The following is a 15,466-nucleotide window of genomic DNA, read 5'->3' on the forward strand; positions in this document are numbered from 1 at the left end:
CTCGCGCCCGGGCCGCCCCAAGGCGAAGGGGTGGGCACGGTGCCCGGGGACAGGTTGCCGGGCGAGGGAGCCGCGGTCCCCGGCGCCCCCGTTCCAGGAGCATTCGAGGGGGCTGTCGTGGGCGAGATCTGCGCGCCCGCCACGCCACCGGTGAGCATCATTGCCACTGCGACGACCCTGCCGACTTCTCTGCCCATGCTGTGGTCCGCCTCGTGTGCCGCCGGGCATATCCGGAAGCCCGCGACGGCGCAGCATTTCTGTGCACCTTCCCGGGGGTCCGGATGTCGGCTTCCCTCCAGTCGGCTCGCGCGGGAAGGCGCGTAGAGGGCGTGACAGTCGCGGACATTCCGTTCAGACAGTGCTTGGTGGGCGCGGACAAGGACCGCAGAATCCCGCGCCAGTTTCGACGCCTTCCTTCAAGGAAAACCCATGGCCTACACCGACCGCGTCAAGCAGATCCTCTCCTGGTATCCCTCCGACAATCCCGGCACGTTGACGAACCTGGCGCGCCTGCTGAACCACGGCACGCTCGCGGGCACGGGCAAGCTGGTCATCCTGCCGGTGGATCAGGGCTTCGAGCACGGCCCCGCGCGCTCCTTCGGTCCCAACCCCGCCGGGTATGATCCGGACTACCACGCGCAGCTGGCCATCGACTCCGGCTGCAACGCGTACGCGGCGCCGCTGGGCTTCCTGGAGGCCGTCGCGGGCAAGCTGGCCGGTGAGATTCCCCTCATCCTGAAGGTGAACAACTCCGACTCGCTGGCCAAGACGGCCGCGCCCATGTCCGCGGTGACGTCGTCCGTGAAGGACGCGGTGCGCCTGGGCTGCGCGGCGGTGGGCTACACCATCTACCCGGGTTCCGCGGCCCGCAACGAGCAGTACGAAGACCTGCGCGACATCATCGCGGAGGCCAAGTCCTACGGCCTGCCCACGGTGCTCTGGGCCTATCCGCGCGGCGCCCTGAGCAAGGAGGGCGAGACGGCCATCGACGTGGTGGCGTACGCGGCGCAGATCAGCGCGCAGCTGGGCGCGCACATCATCAAGGTGAAGCCGCCCACGGACTTCCTGGAGCAGGCGGAGGCGAAGAAGGCCTTCGAGAAGGCGAACATCTCCACCAAGACGCTCTCGGACCGCGTGCGCGAGGTGGTGCGCTCCGCGTTCAACGGCAAGCGCATCGTCATCTTCTCCGGCGGCGAGGCGAAGGAGACGTCCGCCCTCATGGAGGACATCAAGCAGATCCACCAGGGTGGCGGCTTCGGCTCCATCATGGGCCGCAACGCCTTCCAGCGTCCCCATGGCGAGTCGCTCAAGCTGCTCAAGGACGTGATGAACGTCTTCGCGGGCAAGTAGTCCCCGCGCACGGTCATGCGTGGCGCCCTTCCCGGCCTGGCACTTCGCGGGATGGGCGCCAGGCTTACGGGACCGTTTCGCCGTGAACGCTGGCGGGCTGGCAGGCGCTGGAGCGGCCGGCCTCCACGTTCCTCCCCTGGCCCCACAGAGGGGCTTCGATTACGCAACGGGGATGAGCCACGGTTCCAGGACGTCCGGTGGGCACGGTGCGAACGCACCCGCGCCCCGGCCGGACGACGCCGACCGCGCGGCGGCCCGGGAGGTGCTCGCCGGAGGTGGCGAGATGGGCGCCCTGATGCGCTCCATGGACTGGTCCAAGACCCCGCTGGGTCCGGTGTCCTCCTGGCCGCAGTCCCTGCGCACCATCGCCAGCGTCTGCCTGAACTCGGGCTTCCCCATGATGGTGTTCTGGGGGCCGGACGCGGTGAAGCTCTACAACGACGCCTACCTGCCCATCCTGGGCAACAAGCACCCCTTCGCCATGGGGCGGCCCGGGCGCGAGGTCTGGACGGAGATCTGGGACGAGATTGGTCCGTGGGTCGAGCAGGTCCGCCGCGAGGGCCGCGCCATCATGGCGGAGAACCAGTGCCTCTTCATGGAGCGCAACGGCTTCCTGGAGGAGACCTACTTCACCTTCGCCTACAGCCCCGTCCGCGACGAATCCGGGGCCATCAACGGCGTGCTCGACACGGTGGTGGAGACCACCAGCCAGGTGCTGGACGCGCGCCGCCTCCGGACACTGCAGGAGGTGGCTTCACGCGCGGGCGGAAGCCTCAAGGTCCACGACGCCTCCACGCGTGGCCTGGAGGCGCTCGCCACCAACCCCGCGGACCTGCCGTTCGCGCTGCTCTACCGCGTGGACGCGGACGGCGCCCGGGCGCGGCTGGAGGGGCGCATGGGCCTGGAGGCGGACGGCGCCTTCTGCCCCAAGGAGGTGGGCCTGGAGCCGGGCGCGGCCTCCTCCTGGCCGCTGGCCCAGGTGATCCGCTCCGGGCAGGCTGAGCGGGTCCAGGGACTCGCGGCCCGCTTCGGTCCCCTCCCCCTGCGGGACGGCGTGCCACAGCCGGGCTCCGCGCTCGTCCTGCCCATGGCCCGCCCCGGCGAGTCGAATCCCACGGGCGTGCTCGTGCTGGGCATGTCCCCGCGGGTGCCCGCGGATGCGTCGTACCAGTCGTTCCTGGAGCTCGTCGCCGGGAGCCTGGGCGCCGCCATCGCCGGGGCCCGCGCGCATGAGGACGCCCGGCGGCAGGCGGAGGCCCTGGAGGAGCTGGACCGGGCGAAGACGGCCTTCTTCTCCAACGTCAGCCACGAGTTCCGCACGCCGCTGACGTTGATGTTGGGGCCGCTGGGGGACGTGCTCGCGGACGGGGAGCGCCCGCTACAGCCCGCGCACCGCGAGCGGCTGGCGCTCGTCCAGCGCAACAGCCAGCGGTTGCTCAAGCTGGTGAACAGCCTGCTCGACTTCAGCCGCCTGGAGGCGGGCCGCATGCGGGCCACCTTCGAGCCCACGGACCTGGGGCCGCTCACCGCGGGGCTCGCGAGCGCGTTCGACTCGCTGGCGAAGAAGGCGGAGCTGGGGCTCCAGGTGGACTGCCCTCCCCTGTCCACCCCCGTCTGGGTGGACCGCGATCTCTGGGAGAAGGTCGTCCTCAACCTCCTCTCCAACGCCTTCAAGTTCACCTTCCACGGCGCCCTCACCGTCCGGCTCCGCGAGCAGGAAGGCCGGGTGGAGCTGTCCATCAGCGACACGGGCACGGGCATCCCCGCGCACGAGCTGCCCCGCGTCTTCGACCGCTTCCACCGGGTGGAGGGCGCGCGGGGCCGAAGCCATGAAGGCAGCGGCATCGGGCTGGCGCTCGTGCGGGAGCTGGTGGAGCTGCACGGCGGCCGCGTCGCCGTGGAGAGCACGCTGGGCCGGGGCAGCACCTTCACCGTGTCCCTGCCCACCGGCACGGCGCACCTGCCGCCCGAGCAGCTGAGGCATTCCTCGCGGGAAGCCGTCCGGGCCCCGAATCCGGAGGTCTTCGTTCAGGAGGCGGCGCAGTGGCTGTCGGACGCGGAGGAAGCGCCCGCTCCCGTGCCCGTCCCGGAGGCGCCCCCGGGAGTCGTGCGGGGGCACGTGCTCGTGGCGGACGACAACGCGGACATGCGCGACTACGTGCGGCGGTCGCTGGAGGGCCGCTTCACGGTGGAGTCGGTGGCGGACGGCGCCTCCGCCCTGGCCGCGGTGCGGGCGCATCCACCAGACGTGGTGCTGTCGGACGTGATGATGCCGGAGCTGGACGGCTTCGGGCTCATGCGCGCGCTGAAGTCGGATCCGCGCACGGCGCACGTCCCCGTCATCCTCCTGTCCGCGCGCGCGGGCGAAGAGGCGAAGGTGGAGGGCCTCACCGCCGGCGCGGACGACTACCTGGTGAAGCCCTTCGGCGTGCGCGAGCTGGTGGCCCGCCTGGAGGGAACGGTGAACGCCGCGCGGGCCCGCGCCCAACGCGAGGAGCTGCTCCAGGCGCTCAAGCTGTCGGAGACGCGCTACCGGCTGGCCACCCGGGCCACGAAGGACGCCGTCTGGGACCTGGACCTGAGTACCCAGCAGCTCACCTGGAGCGAGGGCGTCCACACGCTCTTCGGCTACCCGCTCGACGCGGTGCCCCCCGAGCTGGACTGGTGGACGGACGCCGTCCATCCAGAGGACCGCGCGCAGGCCGTCGAAAGCCTGCACGCCCTCGCGGACGCGCCCGAAGGCAGCGACTGGCGCGCCGAGTACCGCTTCCGCAAGGCGGATGGCACCTATGCCCAGGTGGAGGACCGTGGCTGGGTGGTGCGCGACGAGGCCGGGACCGCCATCCGCATGGTGGGCGCCATGCAGGACGTCACCCTGCGCAAGGCCGCGGAGGACGCCCTGCGCCGCAGCGAGGAGGAGTTCCGCACGCTCGCGGAGGCGCTGCCGGAGGCCGTCTTCGTCACCGCCCCGGATGGCTCGGTCATCTACGTGAACGGCGTGCTGACGGAGGAGACCGGCGTGAGCGCGGAGACGCTGTTGGACCGGGGTTACCGGCACGTCATCCATCCCGACGACCTTGCCTCCAGCGCCCAGGCCTGGGGGGAGGCCCTGCTGCGCGGCGACCGCTTCCAGTCCGAGCACCGGGTGCGCTACCGGGACGGCCTGTACCGCTGGCACCTGGTGCGCGCCCTGTCCGTGAGGGACGCGGAGGGCCGGATCACCAAGTGGGTGGGCACCTCCATGGACGTCCACGAGCTGCGCCAGGCCCAGGCCCAGCAGCAGCAGCGCGCGGACTTCGAGCAGCAGCTCATCGGCATCGTCAGCCACGACCTGCGCAACCCCGTGAGCGCCATCCTCCTGGGCGCCGCCAGCCTGATGCGCCGCGAGGAACTGGACGAGCGCAGCACCAAGGCCGTCAGCCGGATCCAGTCCGCCGCGGAGCGGGCCCACCGGATGATCCGCGACCTGCTCGACTTCACCCAGGCGCGCCTGGGCGGCGGGCTGCACATCCAGCGGCGCGCGTCGGACCTGCACGAAATCGTGGACGGCGTGCTGGAGGAGATTGAAGCCACGCACCCGGACCGGGAGATCCGCCGGCGCCGGAGCGGCAGCGGCCTGGGCGCGTGGGATCCGGACCGGCTGGGGCAGCTGGCCCAGAACCTGGTGACCAACGCGCTGAAGTACAGCCCCCGGGACACCGCCATCCGGGTGGAGACCCACGGCACGGCCGACACCGTGACGCTGTCCATCCACAACGCGGGGGCCCCCATCTCCCCGGAGCAAATGGGCCGCCTCTTCCAGCCGCTGCAGCGCCCCAGCGGCGAGGTGGACCACAGCAGCCGGAGCATCGGCCTGGGGCTCTACATCGTGAAGAAGCTGGTGGAGGCCCACGGGGGCATCATCACCGTGGAGTCCACCGCCGAGGCGGGGACCACCTTCACCGTGCGGCTGCCCCGCGACGTCCCGGCGAACCCGTAGCGAAGGCGCCGGGGTGTGGCCCCTGCGGGATGCGGCCCCCAGCGGAGGCCCCAAAAGCGAAAGGCCCGCGAGATTTCTCTCGCGGGCCTCTCTCAATTCAGTGTGGAGCTAACCGGGATCGAACCGGTGACCTCTTGAATGCCATTCAAGCGCTCTCCCAGCTGAGCTATAGCCCCGTCTCTTCTACTGCGTGCTGCCCGTTCCGCCGTGGGGGGCGGTCCGTGCCGTGAGGCGGCGCGACTTCTACGGCTTCTTCGTTCCGGACGCCACAACTTTTTGCGGCTTCGCGACGGTTTTTACCTTCAAACGATCCGCCACCTCTTCTCCTTCCCGAAGGAGGTCGGTGAGGGACGCGGCGTGGTCCGCCGCCGCCTTCTCCGCCGCCGCGATGTTCTGCAGCAGCCGGGCAAAGCTCCCGGGCAGCTCCAGCCGGCCTGCCTGGATGGACTGCCAGACGGCTTCGCCCAGCTCGCGATGGGTCGCCTCCTTCTTGTCCTTGAGGAAGGCCGCCTTGCCGTTGGCCCGCGCCAGCTCCGTGTTGCGCTCGACGGCTTCCCGCAGCTTGGCCAGCTTGGCCTCGGCCGCCTGGAAGGCTTCGTTGATCTGCCGCATCACTTCAGTCTGCTTCGGATCTGCCGCCACGGCTGTCACCCTCGGGAGAGGAGAAGGTCGTTCGTGCGTAACGTGGCGGCTCGGCGACTGTCAACCCGCCTTGCGGACCAGCCGGGCGGCGAAGAAGCCCCCGCCGGGGATCCGAGGAGGCAGGGCGCGCAGGTAGGGACCGTCCACGCCCACCTGGAGCTCCGGCGCCCAGCCCTCCCCCACCGGCTCCAGGGCGAAGCCCGGGTGCTTCTGGAGGAAGCCCTCCACCACCGCGTCGTTCTCCTCCGGCAGCACGGAGCACGTGGCGTAGACGATGCGCGCCCCGGGCTTCACCTGCGCGGCCACCTCCGCGAGCAGCTTGGACTGCGTGGCCTGGAACTCCGTGATGGCCTTCGCGGACAACTTCCACTTCTGATCCGGCTCGCGCGCCAGGGACCCCGTGCCGCTGCACGGCGCGTCCACCAGCACCACGTCCACCGCCTCCAGCGGCACCGGGTGCGGGAACGCCACCTGCTTCAGGCCGAACTCGCGCACGCGGTCGCGCGCGTCCGAGAGCCGCCGCTTGGAGCGGTCTCCCGCGAGCACCTTCCCCTTCGCGCCCACCAGGTCCGCGAGCCCCAGCGTCTTGCCGCCAGCCCCCGCGCACACGTCCGCCACGGCGAGCCCCTCCAAGGTCGCCCCGGGAGGCAGGCACGCGAGGACGATGAGCTGACTGCCCACGTCCTGCACCTGGAGCCGCCGGGCCTTCATGGTCCGTGACTCGAAGATGCGGTGGCTGGAGTCCGCGACCCGCAGCGCGTCCGGAGCGCAGGGAACCGCCTCCACCGCCACGCCCTCCTCCGCCAGCGCCGCCAGAACCGCGTCGCGAGTGCCCGGAGGCCGCGCGCGGAAGTGCAGCGACGGCTCCTCATCCAGGGACGCCATCAGCCCCGCGAGCGTCGCCTCCGGGTACACCTGCGCCAGTCGCTGCGTGAGCCAACCAGGGAACGAGTACCGGGTGGCCAGCCGCTCGACGATGGCCTCCGAGCCCTCCGCCGCGGCGGGCTCCGCCAGGGGCTTCGTCGCCAGCCCCTCCAGCACCGCGTCATGCAGCGTGCGCGGCCGCACTGGCCCCGGCAGCTTCACCTCCGGCCCGATGCGCGCCCAGCCCTCGCCACAGAAGAGGCGCCGCCAGAGCGTGTAGCGCACCAGCGCTGTATCTTCCGTGAGCGCGTGCTTGCCCGGGGAATGCCCCAGCTGCCGCGCCGCCAGGTCCAACAGCCGCGTGTGCCGGGACAGCTCGCGCGCCGCCAGGGCCACGAAGCGCCGCTCCTGTCCGCCCAGCCCTTCCGCCTCCCTCAGCGCGGTGGCGAGCGCGGCCTTCAGCGGCTCGCCCTTGAGGACAGCGATGTGCGTCTCCACCGCCGCGGTGGCCGCGCGCCGGGACGGACGCCCCAGACGTGACGGCTCATGCGGCGTGGGCCAGAGGGGAATGTCCACGGGTGACCTCTTTGCCTAGCCGCGCAGCGGAACGCACACGGCCAGCGCACCGGCCCACGTCTTCACCTGGGGCGACGCGCCCTGGGAGAGGAACAGGTAGCACGGTGCCGAATAACGCTCGCCGTCCAGCTCCAGGTCGCCCTCCAACAGGAGGACCCCATGGGCGGACCGGGAACGGCTCCAGGGAAAGGCGGCTTCGGCGGCCAACCGCATCCACATCCGGTCGCTGTCCGGCGCCGAACCGGCACACTTCACTCCGGGTGATAATTCAATCCACTCCGGTGAGTCCCCGTCCACGGGCGCCTGGGAGGCGGCGACCACCTGGCGCTTGAGCGTCAGGAAGCGCTCCACCAGCTCCATGATGTCGTCGACCTGGAAGGGCTTGATCAGCAGCGCGTCCGGCACCGAGGGGTGCAGGACCTGGGCGACCTCGTCCGAACTGGCGGCGCTGACGATGGCCACCGGGTGGCGCTGCCGGCGCGCGGCCTCCAGGACGCCCCGGCCGTCCGTGTGCCCCCCAGCGATGCGCATGTCGGTCATCACCAGCTCGAAGCGGCCCGCCGCCAGGGCGCGCAGCGCTTCGTCGAGGGTGCCCACCGCCTGCACGTCCGCCAGCTCGGAGACCAGCTCTCCCATTCCTTCGCGGAGGCTCGGATCATCCTCGACCAGCAGGACCTTCATCGCATCTTCCAGCGCGGGGAACAGGGGAGCGCTTTCACGTTCGGGCGGCCCGTAAGCGACGGCATCTCGGGCGCCGGGTCTGCGTTTGAAGATGGCCCTCCCCGGACTCGAACCGGGACGCGGGGTCAGCCGCAGCGGATTTTGAGTCCGCCTCGTCTACCAATTTCGACAGAGGGCCCCTTGGGTGTGAGCGAGGCGGCCGAACGTATATCGCGCCTTCGGTTCGTGTGCATCCGAAGATTGCGGCTGTCCACGCACACCGCTAAAGGGGCAGCGCATGTACAACCTCCTCATCTCCCTGGCCATCGGGCTGGCGGTCGGCGTGCTGGTGAAGTTCGCCGGCGGCTTCTCGTGGTGGGCCGGCATCGTGCCCGGCGTCATCGTCTTCTTCGCTGCCTACATCGTGCTCGCCCGCCGGGTCTCCACCCGGGTCCAGGCGCTGATGACGACGGTGCAGAATGATCTCCAGGGTCAGCCCGCCAACCAGAAGGAGGCCCAGGGGCGCGTGGACCGCGCCGTCAAGACGCTGGAGCAGGGCCTCGTCTGGGACAAGTGGCAGTTCCTGATCGGGCCGGAGCTCCACGCTCAGATCGGGATGCTGAAGTACATGGTGAAGGACCTGGACGGCGCGAAGCCCCACCTGGAGAAGGCCAGCGGCCGCAACTACATGGCCAAGGCCATGGAGGGCGCCCTGCACTTCCGCCGCAATGACGTGCCCGCCATGAAGACCTCCTTCGAGGCCGCGGTGAAGAGCGGCAAGAAGGAATCCATCGTCTGGGCCGCGTACGCGTGGTGCCTCCTCCAGCTGAAGGACAAGGACAGCGCCCAGCGCGTGCTCGCGCGCGGCGTGGAGCAGAACCCCTCCGACGAGAAGCTCAAGGGCAGCCTCGCTCAGTTGCAGAACGACAAGCGCCTGAAGATGAAGCCCTACGAGCCGCTCTGGTGGCAGTTCGGCCTGGAGGCGCCGCCGATGATGCCTCCCGCGGGTGGTGGTCGCCGCGTGCAGTTCACGAACCGGCGCTGAAGTCCCGGCGGAGTGACGGCCCGGCGCCAATGCAATGGCGCCAGGGCCCCCTTTCGCTGCTTGCAGCAACCCCGTCGAGGCGCCTCGTTGAGCGCGCTTCCGGGGAGTTCCCAACGGATCAGCCGCTCCACCCCACCTCCGCGCACGGCGCCGGAGCGACCCGCGTCCGGCAATTCCTACCGTGCGCGCGGGCTCCACGCTGCAACGTCTTCCGGCTGTCTTGTTGGCTGCCTCGCCGGCCCCCATGCAACCCCCTGAAAAGAGGCCGTCCCGCGGGTGAAGCGCGGGGCACAAGGCTTGCTCTCGGGCAGGGGCACGCGGGTGATCGGAACGGATGGTTCCCAAAGCCCCCGCGGAGGCGGACGGGCTTGGCAGCCGGAGGTCTCGGGTGAAGTTTGGATGGGTGGGTGGGTGCTTGCAGGACGAGGCGGCGGCGGGTGCGCGTGGGGCGCAAGGGCGTGGGGAGCACCTGGAAGGGCGTGGCGCCCGAGACTTTCGGCCTGCCATTTCGGGTCAGGCGAGCGGAGCGAACCAGTTCATGGAACGGCACGGCCGCAGCAGTGAGCGCGCGCTCCTGCTCATCATCGAGGACGACACCGGCGTACGCGAAGGCCTGATGGACCTGCTCGCTCCACGCTTCGACGTGCTGGCCGCTTCGGACGCGGACGCGGGCGTGGAGCTGGCGCGCGAGCACCGCCCGGACCTGGTGCTGCTGGATCGCTTCCTGCCCTCCGGGGATGGGCTGGCGGTCCTGGAGACGCTCCAGGGCGACGTGCGCACGGAGATGGTGCCGGTCATCTTCCTCACGGGGGACGCGGACGAAGCGACCCTGGAGCGATGCCTGGAGATGGGCGCCGTGGACTTCATCCACAAGCCGGCGAGCTCGCGCGAACTGCTCGCCCGCATCGACCGCGCGGTTCGCCAGAGCGAGCAGCAGCGCAAGCTTCAGGTGCTGGCGCAGACGGACGCGCTCACGGGCCTGGCGAACTTCCGGGCGCTGTCGGTGCGGCTGGAGGACGAGTTCAAGCGCGCCCTGCGCTACGGCTACGCGATGAGCGTGGTGGTCATCGACCTGGATCACCTGAAGGCCATCAACGACGGCATGGGCCACGACGTGGGCAACCGCGCCATCCTGGCCCTGGCCACGCTGATGCAGGGCAACCTGCGCGAGTCCGACTTCGCGGCGCGCTTCGGCGGAGACGAGTTCGTGGTGCTGCTGCCGCACCAGACGTCGCATGAGGCCGCGGTGTTCGCGGAGCGCCTGCGTACGGAGCTGCGCGGCGTGAACGTGCAGCGCGGTGACGGGCGCCCGGCGCCCTTCGGGTTGAGCATCAGCGTGGGCGTGGCGGACCACACGGCCGACTCCCCGCGTGAGAGCACGGAGGCCTTGCTGAAGGCGGCGGACGCCGCGCTCTACGAGGCCAAGCGGGAGGGGCGCGACCGGGTGGTGGTGTACGGCCAGTCGGTCCACTCACCGGCGGCGCAGCGGCACTGACGGCGGGAAGGGAACGAGGGCGCGCGATGAGCGGAACCAGCAAGCTGGCGAGTGGTTCGAGGGTGGCGATCGTCGGCGGCGGCATCGCCGGGGCGGGGCTGGCGGCCTCTCTTCTCTTCAACGGCCGTGCGCGGGGCGTGGCCCTGGACGTGCGCGTCTACGCGGGAGGCACCGAGGAGCGCACCGCGCCCCCTGCCCTGCTCACGCCGGAGTGCCGCTCGCGGCTCGCCGCGCTGGGTTGCCGGATTCCTCCGGAGTGGCGCGCGCACGAACTGCGCGGCGTGGAGATCATCTCCCAGGGCGAGCGCGAGCTGTTGCCCTGCGCGGCCGGCGGCCTCTGGGTCGTGGATGGCTGGCCCCGGGGCGAAGGCGGCCTGGACATGGTGCGCCACGTGCTGTCCACGGCGGCCAGCGCGCAGGGCGCCCGGTTCGTGAACCGCCACGTGGAGCGAGTTGAGCGCCAGGCGCCCGCCCCGGACGCGCCCACGGCGGTGCGCAACGCGGGCCCCCTGGTCGTCCGCGCGCAGGGCAGCGGCGAGCGCTTCCACGCGGTGGCGCTGGCCGCGGGCGCGGGGCCGCTCTTGGGTGACGCCTTCTTCAAGGGCTTCAAGCCGGCGCCGTCCATGCCGGCGGTGCAGGCACGCATCCAGGGTGGGATGCCGGGCCGGGACCTGGCGCCGGTGGCGCGGCTGTGGGTCGCGCCGCTGCCTTCCGTGGATGCGCTGTTCCTCATCCCGGGCGCGTCGTCCGTGTACGCGCTGGCCTTTGGCGCGGCGGTGACGCCCGCGGACCTGTGCCAGGTGTTGATGATGGCCGCGCGCGATGGCCTGCTCGATGAGGGCTTCGAGCTGACCACCCTGGAGACGACGCGCCTGCCCTTCGGCCCCGGCCGCACGCTGGTGGCGCCCGGGCAGCTGGTGGTGGGCCCCGCGGCCTTCGGACACCCGCTGCAGGTGGGCCTGTCGGAGACGCTGGCGTCGTGCAGCCGCGCCGCGGTGGCGCTGCTGGATGGCGGGCTGGACGCACCGTCGCTGGAGCGCCGTTACGTGCGCGACGGACTGGGCGAGCTGATGGAGGACGCGGCGGCGGGAGCGCGCTCCCTCACGTGGCTGCGCCGCGCGGGCAAGCGGGCTCCGGCGGCGTTTGTCGCGGCGCGCGCGAAGCACACGGCGGGCGGCGTGTACGGCGGTGGCGTGCTGGGGTTGAGCTCCCCTACTCCGCTGGGTCTCTTGTCCGCGGCGCGCTGGTCGGGCGTGCGGGAAGTGGTGGGCTCGTGGCTGCGCACGCCCATCGAGCCCGTGCCCACGCTGGTGCCGGAGGTGGAGCCGGACCTCTACTACGTGGTGGACGACGACGCGGACACGCGCGAGGCGCTCACGCTGCTGTTGGAGAGCACCGGCGCGCGCGTGGTGTCCTTCGCGGACGAGCTGGCGTTGTTCTGCGCGGTGGCGCGCCGTCCGCCCACCGCCATCCTGTTGGACGTGGTGCTGCACTGGGTGGACGGCCTGCGTCTGTGTGAAGGCCTCAAGCAGCACCCGCTCACCCGCGACACGCGAGTGCTGGTGATGAGCGGCCTCAACCGTCCGCACGTGCGTCAGCGCGCGCTCGACGCGGGGGCGGAGGCCTTCCTGCCCAAGCCGGTGAACCCGGACCGCCTCCTGTGCCAGCTCACCGGCCGCGTGCCGGACCCGCTCGGCTCGCTGCGCGACGTCATCCGCCCCTCGGTCGCGGAAACCTTCGGCGAAGACCGTTTTGCGTCCTGACACCTGCCTTCACGCAACCACAATCACGCTGACGGGATAATCCCTACAAACGCATGAAGCTTCGCACTTCATGCTCCATCAAAAGGGAATCCCTCATGCTCGCCTCGAAGCTCTTTCGCGCCGGTCAGACGTCGTCCCGGTTGCTCAAGCACGCGCCGGAGTTCACCCGTTCGTTCTCCACGAAGGTTCCCTCGCAGGAGGATCAGGCGCTCAAGCTCCGCGCCGAGCAGAACCGGATCAAGTTCCAGCAGCACGACATCATGAGCGACATCATGGACGTCGAGGATCGGCGTGACGGCGGCAACAACCAGTTCGCGCCGCGCATCCGGCCGGAAGTGGAGCTGACCCGCCGGGACAACTTCCCCTTCAACGAGGTCCAGCCGAAGTACGACACGCCGAAGTCGGCCATCGACCGCGACGGCAAGCTGCAGCCGGTGGACGCGAAGGACCGCACGGTGACGCTGACCGCGCACGTGGACGGCGCGAAGGAGACGAAGGCCCACTCGCCCTTCACGTCCTTCAGCGGCGTGCCCGTGGGCGTGGATGGCCAGGCCACGGAGAAGAAGCTCGTGGACAACCCGGACTACGGCCAGAGCCGCATCGTCCACAACCCGGCGCGCGACGCGAAGGGCGGGGACGTCTTCGATCAGTTCGACATCCAGCGGGACATCCGCACGTCCACGCATCCGGGCCTGGACGAGACGGCCGTGAACCGCAGCCAGCCCGGCACGCCAGTGTGGCAGCCGGAGCCCCACGAGCGGCCGATCCTCGCGGACGTCGGCGTGGATCCGACGAAGCCCAGCTTCACCTACCGCGAGCGCGCGAGCATGAACTCCGCGCGGGATCAGGAGTACCTGGTGCGCGGCACCATCCACGACTTCTCGCTGGAGCGCCCGGACGCCAAGGGCGACCTGAAGCACGTGTCGCGAGATCAGTTCTCTGACCAGTTCGACGACGCGCACAAGAAGACGAAGTAGGCCGCGACCCGGTCCGGCGCCGAGCACCGGCGCCGGTCCCCCTGGCCGAGACTTCACCCGCCGATATCCTTACTTCACCCAAAGTGAATGAGCGCCAGAGGGTGTCACCCTGGTGCTCAAGCCTCCACGCGATGCAGTCCCCGCCGCAGGATGAGCGAGCCGGACATCATCGAGATGCCTCGGAAGAAGACGGCGAGCCCCACCATCGTGCCCACGAGCCACACGGAGGACGCGGGCCATCTGGCCATCACGCTGAGGCCCAGGACCAGGGAGATGAGGCCGTAGGCCAGGTCCCATCCCCATTGGAAGTAGCGGTCCATGACGGAGGTGATGACGTGGAAGAGGCCGCTGGCGAAGAAGTAGCCGGCGATCAGCAGCGTGAGGGACGCCAGCCCCGCGGCCGGGTACATGACGGTGAGGATGCCGACCACGGTGGTGAGGACGCCGCCGAGCATGAAAGACCAGAAGGCGCTCCGGCTTTCGCTGCGTGAGCGGACCGCCGCTGCGATCTCCAGGACGCCGCCAATCACCAGCATCATTCCCACGAAGAAGACGGTGACCATGCTGGTGAAGAACGTGGCGCCCAGCAGCACGACCCCCGCGATCGCCGTCAGCAGGCCCAGGAGGAAGGGGCCGCCCCACATGGCGGAGGCTCCCCGGGGGGGACGGTCCGGCCGGGTCTCCGGCGCGCGTTCAACGTTCGTTCGCATGGCGATCTCCACGGTGATGGCTGCCCGCCTCGGGCCCTCGGCCGCCTGTCGGTCCGGGAGTGGACGTGGTGGGGGTAGCGCTTCCTCGTGGAAGATGGGCGCGCGACCGGGCGCGAACAATCTGCGCCGCGGGACGAAATGAGGCGGAACGGCGAGCAGGGGCCAGGGCGGCCTGCCGCGCCTAGAGGGCAGGACGAGCGTACGGTGGCGACAGGAACATCGCGCCGGGCTCCTTGCGGAACCAGGTGAGTTGCCGCTTGGCGTAGCGCCGGGTCTCCTGCGCGGTGTCGGCGATGGCCTCTTCGCGGGTCATCCGCCCCTCCACCACGGCGCGGGCCTGCACGTAGCCGACGCTGCGCATGGGTGCCGCGTCGGCGTAGCCCTGCTCCAACAAGGCCCGTGTCTCCTCCACGAGCCCCCGGGAGAAGAGCGCCTCCGTGCGCGCGTTGATGGCGGCGTAGAGGGACTCGCGCGGCGGGTCGAGCACGTAGAGCTGGAAGGGATAGCGGTCCGGCGCGAAGGCATGGGCGCGGCGGAACTCGGACGCGGGCACGCCTGTCTGCGCGTGGATCTCCAGGGCGCGGACGACGCGCACCAGGTCCTGGGGGGGCAGCTTCGCCGCGGTCTCCGGATCCACCTCGGCCAGCCGGCGGTGCACGGCCTCCCTCCCCTGCTCCGCCGCGAGCGTCTCCAGCTCCGCGCGCAGCGAAGGCAGGGCGCCGGGCGCGTCCACCACGCCGTGCAGCAGGATGCGCAGGTACAGGCCGGTGCCGCCGACGATGAACACCGGCCGGCCCCGCGAGGCGATGTCCGCGATGGCCGCGTCCGCGCGGCGTTGGTACTCGGCGGCGGAGAAGGGCTCGAGCGGATCCACGCAGGAGACCAGGTGGTGCGGCACGGCGGCCAGCTCCTCGGCGGACGGCTTCGCGGTGCCGATGTCGAAGGCGCGGTACACCTGCTGCGAGTCCGCGCTGACGATCTCCCCGCCCGCGTCGCGAGCCCAGGCGATGGCCAACGCCGTCTTCCCCGACGCCGTGGGTCCAGCGATCACCGTCAACGGCACCCGCGTCTCAGCCACCAGCGTCCGCCTCCCACGCCCGCTGTAACGCAGACGCGAGGCGAGCGCGAGCCCCCGCTATGCCAGCCGCGCCCGCACCACTTCCGCCGCGCTGGCATCCCGCGAGAACACGAGCCGGGCGGTCTCCACGGACGACAGCACGCGTCCAGCCGCGCCCACCAGCGCCCCCCGGCCCGCGGACGTGGGCTCCGGCAACAGCGCATTCAGCAGCAGCACGCGGGCCACCTCCCCCGCCCCCTGCGCGTCCCACCGCGAAGCCGAGTCCCAGCCCAGCGTGCCCACCGCGACGAGCGCCGCCTCGGCGGTCCGGGTCGGCACATTCCAGGG

11 protein-coding genes, 2 tRNA genes and 2 pseudogenes are annotated in these 15,466 nt (G+C 71.0%); 6 read left to right on the forward strand and 9 right to left on the reverse strand.

The genetic code is table 11. From position 1 onward, the window contains the following. Nucleotides 1–197 (reverse strand): annotated as a pseudogene (locus D7Y15_RS46100) (transporter); the annotation flags it as partial. Between the two features lie 232 nt (nucleotides 198–429). Between D7Y15_RS46100 and D7Y15_RS37355 the strand changes: the two are divergent. Together D7Y15_RS37355 and D7Y15_RS37360 are read left to right on the forward strand one after the other, a co-directional pair. Beyond that, entirely contained in the window at nucleotides 430–1,350 is a 921-nt protein-coding gene (locus D7Y15_RS37355) for a class I fructose-bisphosphate aldolase (protein ID WP_121755551.1), read from the forward strand. Nucleotides 1,351–1,522: 172 nt separating this feature from the next. Then, entirely contained in the window at nucleotides 1,523–5,329 is a 3,807-nt protein-coding gene (locus tag D7Y15_RS37360; protein ID WP_121755552.1) for an ATP-binding protein, read from the forward strand. 103 nt (nucleotides 5,330–5,432) lie between these two features. Here the strand turns inward: D7Y15_RS37360 and D7Y15_RS37365 are convergent. The 5 genes from D7Y15_RS37365 to D7Y15_RS37385 form a co-directional block, all read right to left on the reverse strand. Next, nucleotides 5,433–5,505 (reverse strand) — tRNA-Ala (locus tag D7Y15_RS37365). A gap of 67 nt (nucleotides 5,506–5,572) precedes the next feature. Then, complete coding sequence (locus D7Y15_RS37370; protein WP_121755553.1) at nucleotides 5,573–5,971, reverse strand: hypothetical protein; 399 nt, start codon at nucleotides 5,969–5,971, stop codon at nucleotides 5,573–5,575. Between the two features lie 60 nt (nucleotides 5,972–6,031). Next, a complete protein-coding gene (locus tag D7Y15_RS37375; RefSeq protein WP_199746030.1) occupies nucleotides 6,032–7,411 on the reverse strand; it encodes an RsmB/NOP family class I SAM-dependent RNA methyltransferase in 1,380 nt (459 codons plus the stop codon). Between the two features lie 15 nt (nucleotides 7,412–7,426). Continuing rightward, on the reverse strand, nucleotides 7,427–8,092 hold the full coding sequence (locus tag D7Y15_RS37380) for a response regulator (protein ID WP_121755554.1): 666 nt from the start codon (nucleotides 8,090–8,092) through the stop codon (nucleotides 7,427–7,429). A 92-nt stretch (nucleotides 8,093–8,184) separates the two neighbouring features. Next, nucleotides 8,185–8,270 (reverse strand) — tRNA-Leu (locus D7Y15_RS37385). 99 nt (nucleotides 8,271–8,369) lie between these two features. Between D7Y15_RS37385 and D7Y15_RS37390 the strand changes: the two genes are divergently transcribed. The 4 genes from D7Y15_RS37390 to D7Y15_RS37405 all read left to right on the forward strand — a co-directional run bounded on the left by D7Y15_RS37390 (nucleotide 8,370) and on the right by D7Y15_RS37405 (nucleotide 13,351). Further along, entirely contained in the window at nucleotides 8,370–9,116 is a 747-nt protein-coding gene (locus tag D7Y15_RS37390) for a M48 family metallopeptidase (RefSeq protein WP_120580133.1), read from the forward strand. A 538-nt stretch (nucleotides 9,117–9,654) separates the two neighbouring features. Continuing rightward, the gene (locus D7Y15_RS37395; RefSeq protein WP_120580134.1) at nucleotides 9,655–10,611 is read left to right on the forward strand and encodes a diguanylate cyclase; all 957 of its coding nucleotides are present in this window, start codon (nucleotides 9,655–9,657) and stop codon (nucleotides 10,609–10,611) included. Between the two features lie 26 nt (nucleotides 10,612–10,637). After that, nucleotides 10,638–12,374: a two-component system response regulator gene (locus tag D7Y15_RS37400; RefSeq protein ID WP_120580135.1), complete on the forward strand. Its 1,737-nt coding sequence runs from the start codon at nucleotides 10,638–10,640 to the stop codon at nucleotides 12,372–12,374. A gap of 95 nt (nucleotides 12,375–12,469) precedes the next feature. Then, on the forward strand, nucleotides 12,470–13,351 hold the full coding sequence (locus D7Y15_RS37405) for a hypothetical protein (RefSeq protein ID WP_121755555.1): 882 nt from the start codon (nucleotides 12,470–12,472) through the stop codon (nucleotides 13,349–13,351). 116 nt (nucleotides 13,352–13,467) lie between these two features. Here the strand turns inward: D7Y15_RS37405 and D7Y15_RS37410 are convergent, their stop codons facing one another. The 3 genes and pseudogenes from D7Y15_RS37410 to D7Y15_RS37420 form a co-directional block, all read right to left on the reverse strand. Beyond that, nucleotides 13,468–14,061 (reverse strand): HdeD family acid-resistance protein, encoded by a 594-nt coding sequence (locus D7Y15_RS37410; protein ID WP_233597367.1) that lies wholly within the window; start codon nucleotides 14,059–14,061, stop codon nucleotides 13,468–13,470. Nucleotides 14,062–14,242: 181 nt separating this feature from the next. Beyond that, nucleotides 14,243–15,124: a tRNA (adenosine(37)-N6)-dimethylallyltransferase MiaA gene (gene miaA, locus D7Y15_RS37415; protein WP_121755556.1), complete on the reverse strand. Its 882-nt coding sequence runs from the start codon at nucleotides 15,122–15,124 to the stop codon at nucleotides 14,243–14,245. Nucleotides 15,125–15,196: 72 nt separating this feature from the next. Beyond that, nucleotides 15,197–15,466, reverse strand: a pseudogene (locus D7Y15_RS37420) (hypothetical protein); the annotation flags it as partial.

The sequence above is a fragment of the Corallococcus sp. AB030 genome, assembly GCF_003668965.1.
GTDB lineage: Bacteria > Myxococcota > Myxococcia > Myxococcales > Myxococcaceae > Corallococcus > Corallococcus exiguus.